The organism is Streptococcus vulneris (assembly GCF_019218685.1).
Taxonomy (GTDB): domain Bacteria; phylum Bacillota; class Bacilli; order Lactobacillales; family Streptococcaceae; genus Streptococcus; species Streptococcus vulneris.
Map to the genome: position 1 here is coordinate 1 of NZ_JAHUZC010000009.1, position 15,691 is coordinate 15,691.

11 protein-coding genes and 2 pseudogenes are annotated in these 15,691 nt (G+C 33.2%); all 13 read left to right on the top strand.

The window, feature by feature from the left end:
• A partial coding sequence (locus KUA57_RS06770; RefSeq protein WP_218493914.1) for an LPXTG cell wall anchor domain-containing protein occupies positions 1-360 on the top strand: 360 nt, incomplete at its 5' end.
• Between the two features lie 155 nt (positions 361-515).
• Positions 516-2,600, top strand: a complete 2,085-nt coding sequence (locus KUA57_RS06775; RefSeq protein ID WP_218493915.1) for a glycosyltransferase — start codon at positions 516-518, stop codon at positions 2,598-2,600.
• On the top strand, positions 2,597-3,475 hold the full coding sequence (locus tag KUA57_RS06780; protein WP_061590259.1) for an acyltransferase: 879 nt from the start codon (positions 2,597-2,599) through the stop codon (positions 3,473-3,475). The genes KUA57_RS06775 and KUA57_RS06780 overlap by 4 nt, the downstream gene beginning before the upstream one ends.
• 9 nt (positions 3,476-3,484) lie before the next feature.
• Positions 3,485-4,693, top strand: coding sequence for a glycosyltransferase (locus KUA57_RS06785; protein ID WP_061590258.1), 1,209 nt, complete (start codon positions 3,485-3,487; stop codon positions 4,691-4,693).
• A gap of 11 nt (positions 4,694-4,704) precedes the next feature.
• Positions 4,705-5,589 carry a glycosyltransferase family 2 protein gene (locus tag KUA57_RS06790; RefSeq protein ID WP_049488434.1) on the top strand — a complete coding sequence of 295 codons (885 nt, stop codon included), beginning with the start codon at positions 4,705-4,707 and terminating at the stop codon, positions 5,587-5,589.
• Between the two features lies 1 nt (position 5,590).
• Positions 5,591-6,469, top strand: coding sequence for a glycosyltransferase family 2 protein (locus KUA57_RS06795; protein ID WP_061590257.1), 879 nt, complete (start codon positions 5,591-5,593; stop codon positions 6,467-6,469).
• A gap of 99 nt (positions 6,470-6,568) precedes the next feature.
• Positions 6,569-7,564: pseudogene (locus KUA57_RS09610) on the top strand (sugar transferase); the annotation flags it as partial.
• Positions 7,565-7,615: 51 nt separating this feature from the next.
• A pseudogene (locus KUA57_RS09615) lies at positions 7,616-8,806 on the top strand (SP_1767 family glycosyltransferase); the annotation flags it as partial.
• A 27-nt stretch (positions 8,807-8,833) separates the two neighbouring features.
• Entirely contained in the window at positions 8,834-10,897 is a 2,064-nt protein-coding gene (locus tag KUA57_RS06805) for an SP_1767 family glycosyltransferase (protein ID WP_218493917.1), read from the top strand.
• A 14-nt stretch (positions 10,898-10,911) separates the two neighbouring features.
• Positions 10,912-11,820, top strand: a complete 909-nt coding sequence (locus KUA57_RS06810; RefSeq protein ID WP_125447850.1) for a glycosyltransferase family 2 protein — start codon at positions 10,912-10,914, stop codon at positions 11,818-11,820.
• A 3-nt stretch (positions 11,821-11,823) separates the two neighbouring features.
• The gene (locus tag KUA57_RS06815; protein ID WP_125447851.1) at positions 11,824-12,708 is read left to right on the top strand and encodes a glycosyltransferase family 2 protein; all 885 of its coding nucleotides are present in this window, start codon (positions 11,824-11,826) and stop codon (positions 12,706-12,708) included.
• A gap of 18 nt (positions 12,709-12,726) precedes the next feature.
• A complete protein-coding gene (locus KUA57_RS06820; protein ID WP_049488427.1) occupies positions 12,727-13,611 on the top strand; it encodes a glycosyltransferase family 2 protein in 885 nt (294 codons plus the stop codon).
• A 65-nt stretch (positions 13,612-13,676) separates the two neighbouring features.
• Complete coding sequence (locus KUA57_RS06825; RefSeq protein WP_218493918.1) at positions 13,677-15,443, top strand: glycosyltransferase family 2 protein; 1,767 nt, start codon at positions 13,677-13,679, stop codon at positions 15,441-15,443.
• The last annotated feature ends 248 nt before the right edge of the window (positions 15,444-15,691 follow it).

The following is a 15,691-nucleotide window of genomic DNA, read 5'->3' on the forward strand; positions in this document are numbered from 1 at the left end:
AGTGCGGTAGCTTCAGCTTCAGCGTCAACAAGTGCAGTAGCTTCAGCTTCAGCATCGACAAGTGCGGTAGCAAGTGCTTCGGCATCAACTAGCGCAGTAGCCTCAGCGTCAGTTTCAGCCTCAGTGAGCACATCAGTTTCAAATTCAGCATCGACAAGTACTTCGATTTCTGTTTCAAATTCAGCAAACCATTCGAACTCACAAGTTGGAAATACTTCTGAATCAACAGGTAAATCTCAAAAAGAATTGCCAAATACAGGTACAGAAGCTTCCAAATCATCTGTACTCCTTGGAGCTTTGGCAGCTGTGACTGGTTTAGGTCTGTTTGCAAAACGCCGTAAACGTGATGATGAAGAGTAATCGGATTAAAAATACATAGAAAGTATTATTATTTCGATTTATGAAGAATCCCTTGGATGAAAAATCATCCAGGGGATTTTTTGCGTTTTAAAGGTTAAGGGAGACAGAAAAATAGCATAAAAAATGTTATAATAGTAAGAAAGGAGAACGATTACATGACTGAAAAAATTACGGTAATTGTACCAGTTTATAATGTTGAAAATTACCTAGAAAAATGTTTGGATAGTTTAATTAATCAAACTTATAAAAATCTTGAGATAATTGTAATCAATGATGGTTCTACAGATAATTCGGGTGAAATTTGTCAAGAGTATGCACAAAAAGATAATCGAATTGTCTATATTGAAAAAGAGAATGGTGGTTTATCAGATGCGAGAAATGTAGGTCTGGACAAGATGACTGGTTCCTATGTAACTTTCATTGATTCTGATGATTGGGTTGAATTAGATTATGTAGAAATCCTTTACAAAAAAATAATTGAGTATCAGGCAGATATTTCTGTTGGAAATTATTATTCTTACAATGAAGATGAGGAAACATATTATTTCCATATATATGGGGATTCCTACTATGAGAAAGTATATGACAATATTTCTATTTTTGAAAACTTATATGAATCTCAAGAAATGAAGAGTTTTGCTTTGATATCTGCTTGGGGCAAACTCTATAAAGCGAAATTGTTTGATTATCTCCGGTTTGATAAGGGTAAACTCGGCGAAGATGGTTATTTTAATCAAAAAATGTACTTATCTGTAAATAAAGTAGTTTATTTAAATAAAGGTTTGTACGCATATCGCCAGAGAAGTGGAAGTATTACAAACACTTGGACAGAAAAGTGGATGCATGCCTTGGTTGATGCTATGTCTGAACGTATCACTCTACTAGCTAATATGGGTTATCCTCTTGAGAAACACTTGGCAGTTTATCGGCAGATGTTAGAAGTCAGTCTCGCGAACGGTCAAGCTAGTGGCTTATCCGATACAGCAACGTATAAAGAGTTTGAAATGAAAAGAACTCTTTTGAATCAGTTATCAATACAGGAGCAAAAGGAAAAGAAAGCCATTGTCCTCGCAGCAAATTATGCTTATGTAGAGCAGGTGATAACTACAATTAAGTCTATTTGTTATCATAATCGTTCGATTCGGTTTTATCTGATTAATAGTGATTTTCCTAATGAATGGTTGAAACAATTAAATAAGCGCTTGGAAAAGTTTGATTCAGAAATTATCAATTGTCGGGTAACTTCTGAGCAAATTTCACGTTACAAAACAGATATCAGTTACACTGTTTTTCTGCGCTATTTTGTGGCTGATTTCGTGAAAGAAGACAAGGCTCTTTATTTAGACTGCGATTTAGTAGTAACAAAAAATCTAGATGACTTATTTGCTACAGATTTACAGGACTATCCTTTGGCTGCTATTCGAGATTTTGGAGGCAGAGCCTATTTTGGTCGAGAAATCTTTAATGCAGGTGTTCTCTTGATTAATAATGCTCTTTGGAAGCAAGAGAATATAACTCAAAAGTTGATTGATTTAACCAATGAATGGCATGATAAAGTGGATCAGGCTGATCAAAGTATTTTAAATATGCTTTTTGAAAATAAATGGCTAGAACTAGATTTTGATAATAATCATATTGTCATTCATGAACGTTTCGCAAACTATCGTTTTCCAAATGGTCAAGAATATCCAGGGATCATCCACTATTTATCAGAGAGAAAGCCTTGGCAGGTACATGCTGGACAAACCTATCGTGATGTTTGGTGGTATTACCATGATATGGAATGGACAGAGTTAGGAAAAAATCATCATTTACATTCTCTTAAAAAATTGCATCTTTATCCTATTAAATTTCCGTTTTCTTGTTTGATTTATACAGCTTCAGATCAAATTGAGCAGTTGGAAACACTAATAGTGGCTTTACCAGAAGTGCAATTTAAGATTGCAGCAAGAGTAATCGTTAGTGAGAATCTTTCTAGATTTGTTGTGTATCCAAATGTCACTGTCTATTCTGGAACAGTATCTTTAGAGGAATTGGATAGAGAATTGGTAGAGACGAGTCAAGTACTTTTAGATATCAACTATGGTGAGAAGGAAGTAGAGATATTAGAGCAATTTATTTCCCAAAATAAACCAATTTTAGCCTTTGAAAATACAAAATCGTATGAAGCGAATCAAGAGATATATCAGATTGATCAAGTTTCAGAAATGATAGATAGAATAAGAAAGTTAAATAGATGAGGAAAAATACTGTGCGAGGCGATGCACTAATTTTAACTGTAAGTGATCAGATTGAACAATTAGAATATATTTTAGAAAACTTACCAGATATTTGTTTTCATATTGCAGCTCCTGTACACTTTTCTGAAAAGATAGGAGTACTGGAGTCAAAATACAATGTCCGTCTCGTGACAGTTACAACTGATCAGCAAATTGACTTTCTAGTGAATATGTGTGATTTCTTACTAGATATCAATCATTTTCAAGAAGTGAATGCTATTGTATCGAGATTTTTGCAGGTTGAGAAACCTGCCTTTGCTTTTGATAATACAGTCCATGGAAATCAGGGGCAGGAAGTTTTTCTATCAAGTACACCAGATAAATTGGTTTCTAGAGTGAAAGAGTATCTGAATGAAGTCAGAGTATGTACCAATCATCAAGAAAATATCATCCAAGATGGAAATTGGAATGTATTTCAAATTGATAGTAAAGCTAGTCTAATTGTGGGAAGCAATGTCATTTGTAGAAATTTTGAGAATTTCCATGTTTCTTCAGGGAAGTTAATACTGCATGATGGTGTCTTTATTAATAACTCTTGTAGTTTCAACTGTATGGAAAGAATTGAAATCGGTTCTGGAACTATGATGGGAGAGGGAGTTCGTTTTTACGACCATGATCATATCTACACAGCTGAGAAAATCGAAAAATGGCAGTGGACTACAGCACCAGTTAGAGTTGGAAGAGATTGTTGGATAGGAAGTAATGTCACGATTTTAAAAGGAGTGACTATTGGGGATAATACCATTATAGGTGCAGGATGCTTAGTGCGTAAAGATATTCCGGCTAATAGTGTGGTTTATAATGATGGGAATCTTATTGTAAAAGAAAGAGGATAATTTGGAGCTATGGATATAAAAAAAGCGATCGTTTTAGGAGCAGATAATAATTATCGTGACAAGTTGGAAACGACTATTAAATCTATTTGTTATCATAATAAGGATTTGAAATTTTACATTTTTAACGAAGATATTCCCAAAGAGTGGTTCTGTCTCATGGAAAAGAAATTGGGGAAAATAAACTGTGAAATTTTAAATATAAGGATTGATGCAGAAAAAGTAAAACACTTTTCTACTCCTAATAAGCATATTAGATATATGACCTATTTTCGCTATTTTATTCCTGAAATTGTGGAAGAAAGTAGGGCTTTATACTTAGATTGTGATATGATCGTTCACAAAAGCTTGGATAAGTTATTTGAAATATCTTTTGATGGAAACTATATTCTCGCTGTTCGGGACTCATGGGATGTAAATTCTTTTAATGCAGGAATGATGGTTGTTAATGTTGACAAATGGGTGTCAGAAAATATTTGTCAGCAATTGCTAGATTTAACTCATGAAAAACACCAAGAAGTATATGGAGATCAAGGGGTTTTAAATTTATTATTTAAAGATAAATGGAAAGAGTTAACTCCCTATTTTGATTTTATGGTTGGGCTAGATGCAGAAATTTTTTATGAAAAAAGACCAGATTGGTTTTTACAGAAATGGGATGTGTCATATGAGCCGGCTATTATCCATTTTGAAGGAAAACATAAACCATGGAATCATTCGATAAAAACAAGATATCGAGAATTATGGTGGTTTTACAATGGTTTAGATTGGCAAACTATTTTATCAGAAAAGGATACAAAACCGACATCGTTTAGTGACATCGCAACAGTTAGTTTATTTCATACAGCTATCTTTACAGATACGCAAGAGTTGGAACATATAGAATATCTTGTAGAAAAACTTCCAAATGTCCATTTTCATATTTTTGCTCATAGTTATTTTGGATCGAGAGTATTTAATTTAGAAGTTTTTAAGAACGTATCACTTTATCCTAATTATACTTCATATCAATCTCAAGAAATTCTGAGTAAGTTAGATTTTTATTTAGATATTAATCATTATCAGGAAATAGATAATATTCTTTCAGTGGTTAAACAGTTATCAAAACCAATATTTGCATTTGAAAATACTAGCCATGATGCGAATAATCGAAGTCATATATTTTCTTCGGCAGAGCCGGAGAAAATGGTAGAGTCTATTAGACAATTCTTAGGAGAATAGTTGAATTGCTTATGAATGAATTAATTAGTATCATAGTTCCAATTTATAATGTTGAAAATTATTTGAGACAGTGTTTAGATAGTATTCAGAATCAGACTTATCAAAATTTTGAGTGTTTATTAATCAATGACGGTTCTCCAGATAATTCTGCTGATATTTGTAGAGAGTATCTTGAGAAGGATTCTCGGTTCAAATATTTTGAGAAAGAAAATGGTGGAGTATCATCAGCTAGAAATTTAGGTATTGAATGTTCGGGGGGGACGTATATTACTTTTATTGATGCAGATGATTGGGTGGATTCTGACTATTTAGAAGTCCTTTACAATGCGCTTATAGATGAGAATGCAGACATATCAGTATCTACTTATAAAAGGTTTCATATGGCGGATAATTGCTGGTATATTCATTCTTTTCAGAGGGGATATGAAAAAAGAGTATTTACAAATCAAGAATTAATTGATGAATTTATAGATTTAGATACATTTGATTATTCCTATCGTTATGTATGTGGCAAATTAGTTCGCAAATGTCTGTTAGATAAGATCGCTTTTAACGAAATGACAACCCTTGGTGAAGATATGGAATTTTGGCTAAAATTATATCTTATTTCTAACAAAGTTGTGTTCGTTAATAGAGATAGCTATATATATCGTTTAGATAATGTTGACAGACATTTTGGGTTAGAAAAAATTCGTAGTGATATTCAACAGCGATTGAATTTTATCGCATTTCTTGCAGTTAGAGGTGTAAATGTATCAAAATATGTAAAAACTTGTTTATCTTTAATTACAAGTCAAGTTGCGAGACTAAAGGAGTCGCCTGAATATGATACATCTGAAACAATAAGGTGGCTTCATGAGGTTATGTTTTTACTAGAGGAGAAAAGCGAATCATAAAATGTTGGAAAATGAATTAATCAGCATTGTAATTCCAATTTACAATGTAGAAAATTATTTGAGACAATGCTTGGATAGTATTGTTGCTCAAACATATCAAAATTTCGAGTGTTTATTAATCAATGATGGTTCACCTGATCATTCAGCGGATATTTGTAGAGAATATGTTTCTAAAGATTCTCGTTTTCGTTATTTTGAAAAGGAAAATGGTGGGGTGTCCTCTGCAAGAAATCTGGGAATTGAGCATTCTAAAGGAGAGTATATTACTTTTATTGATTCGGATGATTGGGTAGATTCTGATTATTTAGAAGTTTTATATACGACTCTTTTAGAAGAAGGAGCAGATATAGCTGTCTCGACATATAAAAAATTCAATATAAAAGATAATTGTTTCTACTTTCATATTTTTCAAAGAGGATATGATAAAAAGACATTTACAGGTCAAGAATTGATTGATAATTTGCAAGCATTGTCTTCTTTTGATCATTCTTATAGCTCTACCTGGGGGAAATTGGTTAAGAGTGTAAGAGTGGAAACTATTCGTTTCAATGAAGAAACAACTTTAGGAGAAGATATGGAATTTTGGTATAAATTATATCTAATTTCTGATAAAATTGTATATGTAAACAAAGATAATTACATTTATCGAACTAGTAGTGATGAATACAAACATTTTGAATTAGAAAAAATTAGGAGTGATATTCAACAACGATTGAATTTTATTGCATTTCTAACTGCTAGAAAGTTAGAAGTTAGTTCGTATGTAGATGACTGTATTGTGTATCTTCGCTATTTAGTTGACAAGATAAAATTCGAGGAATTGGAATTTACTCAAACTGCAAGATGGTTGCAAGAGGTACTATTTCTATTAGAAGGATAATATATCAGTCTGTAGGTCAAGAAAAAGTTTTTGTAGATGTTGAGAGGATTGTTTGAAATCACGAACTAGGAAAAAAGATATGATAGAAAGTGGAGAGAAATGAAGCTACATATTACCAATCTGTATGGGATGGCTCGAGAAAGTACAGCAACCATTGCTCAAAATGCTGTTCAAAAGATAGCTAGTCAACTAGGATTTAGAGAGTTAGGGATTTATTTTTACCATGCATCAGCTGAAACTGTAGAAGAGAGAAGTAGAAGATTAGACGGGATTCTAGCAAGTGTTTCAATGGGAGATGTGGTCATTTTTCAAACACCTACTTGGAATGGTCTAGAGTTTGAAAGAGAATTTTTAAGTAAGTTGAAACTTCTCAATGTGAAAATCATAGTATTTGTTCATGATGTGATTCCTCTGATGTTTAAAGCAAATGAATTTCTGATGCAGGATTATATCAATCTTTACAACATGGCAGATAGCATCATCTTACCATCAGAAGCTATGAAAGATAAACTACTTCAACAAGGATTGAATGTTAAAAAAATCATTTTTCAAAGAATGTGGGATCATCCTCATGATTTGGACTTACATGAACCTATATTTAAAAAAGAAATTTATTTTGCAGGAAATTTAAGTCGTTTCCCAGAATTAAAAACTTGGGAAGGTACAATTCCGCTAACAGTATTTACAAATGAAGAACCCTTTCCTTTATCGAATCAAGTTTATATTGCGGGTTGGAAGACGGATGAAGAAATGCTTTTAGAGTTATCGAAGGGCGGATTTGGACTTGTTTGGACTACATATCAAAATGAAGAACAAAATGTAGATTACTACAGTATGAATGTTTCTTATAAATTGAGTACTTATTTAGCGGCAGGTATCCCTGTCATTATTCCTGCTACCTTGTCTAACTCGGACTTTATAGTAGAGCAAGGATTGGGATTTGTAGTTGATAACTTAAAAGAAGCGAACCTTTTGGTGGAACAATTATCAGAGGAAGCCTATCTTCAAATGTGTAGTAGAGTGCGTTATTTTTCCTTTTTACTAAGTCAAGGTTTTTTTGCAAAACAGTTCTTATTGCAAGCAGTTTTTGAAATAGGGATAAAAAAAAATCATGCACTACGAGGCTTGCAACTCCTTACAGTTACCAATAGTCAAGATTTAGAACAGATTGAATATCTGGTAGAACATCTTCCTGAATGTGATTTTAGTATTGTGGCAAGAACTGTGATGGGACCACGTTTAACTGATTTAGCTGAGAAAGAAAATGTCTATCTATATCCGGCCTCAGATTCAGAAAAGATTGAGGAACTATTAGACAAGACTGATCTATATTTGGATATTAACTATGGTGGGGAAGTAGATGGCGTGTTTAATCGCCTATTAGAAAAAAATATTCCTAGTTTTGCTTTTTATAAAACACAAAATGGAGAAAGAGGGCAATATCTATTTTCTATAAAAAATGTTGATGCTATGGTAACTGCAATAAGGAATTGTGCAGAAACAAAACAATTGCCCAATAAACCATTTGATTTTGAGGTGCAGACCATAGATGAAACGCTTGATTATATTCTGGAGCATCAATCTTCAATCGCTCGATTTGGTGATGGCGAGGCTGCAATCATGCTAGGTCAATCTATTAATTATCAGAAATATGACCCTAAACTTGCAGAAGAATTGAAATTTATTTTTAATCAAGAAAGTAGTCCTACATTAATTATTGGTTTACAAGAAGGATTGAAAAATCGTTTCTCTTTTGTTCCAGATGCTCTAGCTTTTTGGAGACAATATCTAGAGGATTATGAGGAATTTTATCTAGATTATTGTAAAAATACTTGGTACGGCTCAACTTTTATTTCCAGACCTTATATTGATTTTTTAGATAAATCAAAAGCAAAATCTCAGTTTGAAAAGTTGAAAAAACTATGGGAAGGAAGAGATATCCTTATCGTAGAAGGATATACTTCTAGATCTGGGGTAGGAAATGATTTATTTGATGGCGCCAAGAGTATCAAGCGAATTATTTGCCCATCTCGCCATGCTTATGATAAGAAAAATGAGATAATGGAAGCAATAATAAACCATGCTGATGGACGTTTGGTTTTGTTAATGCTTGGTCCTACAGCTAAGGTTTTAGCCTATCAACTTGCTATCAAGGGTATGCAGGCCATTGATATCGGACATGTCGATTCTGAGTATGAGTGGATGCAGATGGGAGCTGAAAATAAGGTTTTATTACACAATAAACATACTGCAGAATTTAATCTAGATACAGAAATAGAATTAGCAGATGATGAAGCATATTTGAGTCAAGTTGTTGTAGACTTGAGTGCAGAATAGTATTAATCATGGAATTTCGGAGGAGAAATGACATCAGATAGAATTGCAATCGTTTTGATTGCTGATCAAGCTTACACAGAACAATTGACTGTGACCATGAAATCTATCATGTATCATAATAAATCCGTTGATTTTTATATTATTAATCAAGGAATTATGACAGACTGGTTTAGAAAAGTTAGACGTGTCGCAAAAATTTTAGGAGGAGCTGTCTACAGTATTCCGTTTGATACGGAAAAAATATCTTGTAAATTAGGAATTTCAAACCATAGCAGTCTAATTGCTTATGTCAAATATTTTATAGCAGATTTAGTGGATAGAGAGAAGGTTCTCTATATCGATAGTGATACTGTCATAAATGGTGATTTAAAGTCTATTTTTTCAATAGATTTAAGTGGGTTTCCAGTTGCTGCTGTAAGAGATATAGATGGAAGTTATAATACTGGTGTTTTGCTTATAGATATTGCTAAATGGAGAGAATTAAGCATTTCGGAACAATGTCTAGAGATTTGTTCAAATAAGAAAAATGAACAATTAGAGTTAGAAGATTTTAAGAATTCTCAGTCGATTTTTAATCAGTTATTTCAAGATAATTGTTTAGAATTAGCTAAGCGTTACAATGTTCAAGTAGGGTATGATTTGGTTGCTTTTTATAATAATTGGCAGGAACATTTTAATCTAGAATATAATCCGCTTGTTATTCATTATACAACGAATAGAAAGCCGTGGAATAGTTCTGTCTCCTATAGATTTCGTGAAAAATGGTGGGATTTCTATCATCTTGATTTTCAACAGTTGCTAGCCCATCATCTTGATGATTTTAGTTTTGTAAAGGATAAGAAACAAGGTCTCGATTTCTTTACTTTTACAACAACAGAGAGCTTTGAAGGCATTGAACATTTAGCAACAACATTTCCAGAACATCGCTTTCATATCTCAGCTTATACTGCTGTAGGTCCATATTTAAATTCATTGGGACAGTTTGATAATATTTATCTGCACCCAGAGTGCACCACAGCTACCTTGGAGGAACTATTTAAGGGTATAGATGCTTATTTGAATATTAATTATGGGGACGTAGATGAAACCATTTTAAGAAGCATGGAAGAGCTGAATAAACCTATTTTTTCATTCTATGCTACGCATAAGGGAAAGGTGCCTCAGTATTTATTTCTGAGAAAAGAAATTGAAAAGCTGGAGGATGCGATACGCTTATTTTCTGAAATTGGGGCAGAGAGATTTAGTCAGGCTTTTAAACAGGAAGAATTGTTTGATATTACAGTAATGTCGATTGATGAGACCTTGGATGATCTTATAGCAACGGATAAATCCTTGGTTCGATTTGGAGATGGTGAGTTTAGTCTGATAAACGGCAATAGTATCGCATATCAGGAGTATCAGGAAGACTTAGCTCAAGAAATGAGAGAAATTTTGATAAATGCAGATAAGGAAGATAATGTGCTTGTGTGCTTACCAGAAATTTTTGAAATTTTTAAGGGAAATTTTCTCCAAAATAACGATTCAGAAAATTTTTGGAAAAATGAGTTAGATTATCATGGAAGGTTTTTCCAAGAGATTTGTCAGGCTAAGAAATATGGGTCAACCTGGATTTCAAGATGTTATATTGATAACAAAGATAAGAGTCAAGCTACTACCCAATTTGAAAAAATCAAGGCCTTATTTGCAGATGAGGATATACTTATTGTAGAGGGAGCGACTACACGAGCAGGAGTTGGTAATGATTTATTTAACAATGTTCGCTCTATAAAACGTATTATTTGCCCTTCTCACCATGCTTTTTCAAAGGTGGATGTTATTCAACAAGCCATTTTAGATCATGCGGAGGGACGACTAATTTTACTGATGCTTGGTCCAACAGCCAAAATATTGGCTTATCGATTGTCTAGATTAGGGTATCGTGCCTTAGACCTTGGCCATATTGATTCAGAGTATGAATGGATGCAAATGGGAGCAGAGACGAAGGTACAGTTAAAACATAAGCATACAGCGGAATTTAATTTTGACCAAGGGATTGAATTTATAGAGGATGAAAACTATAACAATCAAATTGTTGTAGATTTGACTAAGTAGAGAGGTATAAATATATGGATGTTCCATTGATTTCGGTTATTATTCCTGTATATAATGTAGAGGAATACATTGAACATTGTATTAAAAATATTTTGCTACAGACATATACGAATATAGAGGTTATCATTGTCAACGATGGTAGTCTTGATGATAGTATCACTATTGCAAAAAAAATTACAGAAGATGACTCTCGTTTTATCTTTCTTGATAAGGAAAATGGTGGACAGTCGGACGCCCGAAATGCAGGTTTAGATATTGCGACGGGTGATTATATCTTTTTCTGTGATCCAGATGACTTTATGTTTGAGAAGAGTATTGAAAATCTGTATTATGCAAGTCAACTAACTGAAGCAGATATTGTCGTAGGATCATTTTGCCGTTTTGAAGAAGGTATGTTTTATTTTTATCCAAAACCAAAAGAAGACGAACTACTGTTTCCGCTCAGTGCGAGAGATGCTATACAAGGTATGGATAGCATGGAGGATTACACCCTCCTTCGCTATTCTGCAGTTTGGGGAAAATTATTCAAAAAGCATTTATTTGATGAAATTCGCTTTCCTAAGGGGAAATATGCAGAAGACCAGTTCATTATGTGGAAACTCTATCTAGCAAGTGAAAAGATGACTCGGTATGATTCAGATATTTATGCCTACAGAATCAATTTTAAAGGACTGACTCAGAACTACAACTTATCTCATTTAGATTTTATAGAAGCGATTGAGGAGCGTATTGAAACCTTGCTAGAGATGCCTGAGCTAGAATATCCGATGGAGTTAGCCTTTAATCAGTATAAATTTGCTTTAAAGAGAAATTTATCCATGTTAGAGGGAACAGAATTTGTCCAAGAAGAAGCAATGGTGCGCGAAAAATTGGAACATGCTGAGAATGGGGACTACCTATTTTTAGAAAATAAAAGAGAGTGAGTGATGGAAAATCAATTAATCAGTGTTATCGTGCCGGTTTACAATGTCGAAGAGTATCTCAAACAATGCTTAGATAGCATTCTAGAGCAGACCTTTAGCAATTATGAAGTTATTCTTGTAAATGATGGTTCGACAGATAGCTCAGGCCTAATTTGTCAAGAATACGCCGAAAAAGATGCACGTATTCGTTATTTTGAAAAAGAAAATGGAGGTCTTTCGGATGCTCGAAATTATGGAATTGAACAGGCGCAAGGAGAATATCTTACCTTTGTTGATTCAGATGATTTTTTAGACACATCACATCTGACTATTCTTTATAATGCATTAGTAAACAATGATGCAGACATCTCTATCGCAAACTATGCTAATTATCAAACCTCCACTGCGACTTTCTATCTTCATACATTTGGAGAATATTATGAAAAAACTTATACTTCAGAAGAATTGATTGATGATTTATCATATCTTGAAAGAAATGATTTATCTTTTTCTACCATCTGGGGTAGCTTATATAAGAAAAGTGTATTTTCATTTTTACGCTTTCCCAAAGGTGTAATAGGTGAGGATGTTGCATTAATCTATAAAATGTATACTCAAGTAGATAAGATTGTATATGTTCATAAAGATACTTATATTTATAGAGAAAATGACTCTGGAATATCAAAGAGTAAAATATATCCACTTGTCACAGCGCAGTTAAATCATGTAGCAGAGCGCCTAGCTCTTTTAGCTATTATGGGATATGATGTGACGAAGCATTTTGATCGCTATAGAACATTTTTAGAAATTACTGAATACAATATGAGAATGGTATGGGGCATGGAAGATACAGAAACATATCGTCATATTAAGGAAAATTTACAACTTATCTCTTCTAACAAGAGTTAAGGAAGCAAAGGAAGTGTAATGTTAGAAACAATCAGCATCATTATTCCTATTTATAATGTGGAATCCTATCTCAGAAAATGCTTAGATAGTATAATAGAACAATCTTTTCCTTATTTTGAATTGCTTTTAATAAATGATGGCTCTACTGATGCTTCAGCTCAGATTTGTCAAGAGTATGTCGAAAAAGACGACAGAATTCGTTATTTTGAAAAAGAAAATAGTGGAGTTTCCTCAGCTCGTAATTTTGGAATTAAACATTCGAGGGGTAAGTACATTACATTTATTGATTCGGATGATTGGATTGAACCAAATTATTTAGAGATTTTATACAAAACAATGAAAGAGCAAGAGGGGGATATCGTGGTTACAAATTATTACACGTTTCGTGAAGAGGATGCAATGTTTTTATTTCATGTCGCTGAAACAAATGAACCTCTTGTATTTCAACCCAATGATTCCTTTTTTAACTATATGTTTTCAACCTTTGGTACAGATATAGCTTGGGGGAGCTCTTGGAGTAAATTATTTAAAAAATCTCTGTTTGACCGCCTTTATTTTTCCGAAGACATATCTTGGGCAGAAGATTTTGATTTAATGTATAAATTATTTTTGATTTCTGAACGTATTATCTATCTTCATAAAGCCCCATATTGTTATCGTGACCGTGGAGATAGTGCTTCTAAAGCACCAGGGGAGGAACCTATTTGTCAAAGTTTAGAAGTTTCAGAAGGTCGTTTACTTACCCTTGCTTTGGCAGGAATTGATTTGACGGAAGCTAGAAAACATCATATCGGTTTATTACAGTGGATGAAGTATAATATGGGAACGGTATGGGATATGTCTGATACGACCACCTATAAAAAAATAGAGGACCAATTGTGGTTGCTAAATTTAGATAAATAAGAATAAAAGTATGTAGACAAGTATTGAGAATTTTAAAGAGAAGTAGTACGAAAGTGAGGCATCTATTGAAAACAGAAATGATATCAATCATTGTACCAATCTATAATGCAGAGAACTATCTGAAATCATGTTTGGATAGTGTATTGTCGCAAACCTTTAAGGATTTTGAAGTTTTGATGGTGAATGATGGATCGACAGATAGTTCAGCAACCATCTGTCAAACTTATGCAGAACATGATAGTCGTTTCCGATATTTTGAAAAGGAAAATGGAGGCTTATCTGATGCGAGAAACTATGGACTGGATAGGGCGCAGGGAGCCTATATTACCTTTCTAGATGCAGATGATTTTCTCTTTGAAAACTATCTAGAAAAATTATATCAAGCGAGCCTCCTTAGTGATTCTGATATCTTAATTGGCGGTTATTGCCGCTTTGATGGCTCTGATTTCTATTTTTACAATGATCATTTTAAGAGTGAATCTTTGATTTCTTTCACATCAGCACAAGCGATTCAAGTATTAGATTCTATGCTGGATGTTCCATTTTTGACTTTTTCTACTGCTTGGGGAAAACTATTTAAGCGAAATTTGTTCGATGAGCTTCGTTTTCCATATGGAAAATATGCTGAGGATCAATTTTTAATTTGGAAACTCTATCTGAAAGCTGATAAAATTTATTTGTTTAATAGTGCTTCCTATGTTTATCGTATGAATCCTTCAGGCTTGTCAAGTGTTTTTTCTCTCAAGCATTTAGATTATATAGATGCGCTTGAAGAACGGATAAGAGAAACAAAGGATTTAGAAGGGATAGATATTCAGCATTCCCTTAACATGTATGACTATGTCTTACAGAGAATGTTGGGACAGTTGGAAGAACATCAATTTTTAGAGGAAGCAGATAAAGTACGTGAAAAGTTAGAGTTAGAAAAACGCAAAGAGTACCCCTTTTTACTAGAGCAAAAAAAAGATTTAATCAGTATTATCGTTCCCATCTATAATGTTGAAAAGTATCTTCGAATGTGCTTGGATAGTATTGAAAATCAAACCTATTCAAATATCGAAGTTCTATTAATAAATGATGGTTCGCCAGATTCATCTGGAGAGATCTGTCAAGAATATGTTGCTAGAGATAGCAGATTTCACTATTTTGAAAAGGAAAACGGAGGCTTATCTGATGCACGAAATTATGGAATTGAAAAATCAAATGGAAAGTATCTAACCTTTGTAGATTCGGATGATTGGTTAAGTTTAACCTATGTGGAAGATTTACATCGAGCAGCTATTAGACATAGTGCAGATACTGTTGTGGCACACTTTACAATCTATAATGAGAGTGACAGATTGTATCATGTTCATATTTGGGATGAGTACTATGAGAGAACATATAAAGGAGAGGAACTTGTATTAAAACTCCCATCATTAGAATTAGATGGTTATGTATATGTAACCAGTTGGGGAAAATTATTCCACAAGAAGTTGTTTACGAATATTCGATTTCCTAAAGGAAAGGTGATAGAAGATTCCCGAACAAATTATAAATTATTTTTTAAATCAGAAAAAATTGTTTATATTCATAAAGAAATCTATTTCCATAGGGAAGGGATAGAGAGTATTGGAAGTAGTATAAATGAAAAGCTGTTAACCGATGTTTTAGAATGCTTGTTAGAAAGATTAGCAATTTATACTATAAAGGGCTGGATTTATGCGGAGGAAAAGGATAATGTTTTAGGGTGTTTGAGATGGAGATATGAACAGGCTAAAGAAGAAGGATTACAGGATACAGAAATTTTTAGGAGATATACAGAAATATTAGACCTTATAGATAATAATTAAAAATCAAGGGTGTTCAATGAGCTAATAGTGAATAAAAAATAATCTATTTTATTCACTAACGTAGTATTCTTTCATTAGTACCTTAGGGAGTTATAAGCAGATTTTTTCTGCTTTTTTTGTTATAATAGCAATAGTATTTCTGTAAAAATATATTCTTTATATATGCTATTAGAACAGAGTTCTTCATCGATTTGAGAACATTTTCTATGTAAAAGATGCATGGCTTTTTTGATTATCATAAACTGTTA

What these genes read in the sequence shown, in the direction of transcription:
- KUA57_RS06775 (WP_218493915.1), top strand. Translation starts at nt 516, where the DNA reads ATGACTGAAAAAATTACGGTAATTGTACCAGTTTATAATGTTGAAAAT.
- KUA57_RS06780 (WP_061590259.1), top strand. Translation starts at nt 2,597, where the DNA reads ATGAGGAAAAATACTGTGCGAGGCGATGCACTAATTTTAACTGTAAGT.
- KUA57_RS06785 (WP_061590258.1), top strand. Translation starts at nt 3,485, where the DNA reads ATGGATATAAAAAAAGCGATCGTTTTAGGAGCAGATAATAATTATCGT.
- KUA57_RS06790 (WP_049488434.1), top strand. Translation starts at nt 4,705, where the DNA reads ATGAATGAATTAATTAGTATCATAGTTCCAATTTATAATGTTGAAAAT.
- KUA57_RS06795 (WP_061590257.1), top strand. Translation starts at nt 5,591, where the DNA reads ATGTTGGAAAATGAATTAATCAGCATTGTAATTCCAATTTACAATGTA.
- KUA57_RS06805 (WP_218493917.1), top strand. Translation starts at nt 8,834, where the DNA reads ATGACATCAGATAGAATTGCAATCGTTTTGATTGCTGATCAAGCTTAC.
- KUA57_RS06810 (WP_125447850.1), top strand. Translation starts at nt 10,912, where the DNA reads ATGGATGTTCCATTGATTTCGGTTATTATTCCTGTATATAATGTAGAG.
- KUA57_RS06815 (WP_125447851.1), top strand. Translation starts at nt 11,824, where the DNA reads ATGGAAAATCAATTAATCAGTGTTATCGTGCCGGTTTACAATGTCGAA.
- KUA57_RS06820 (WP_049488427.1), top strand. Translation starts at nt 12,727, where the DNA reads ATGTTAGAAACAATCAGCATCATTATTCCTATTTATAATGTGGAATCC.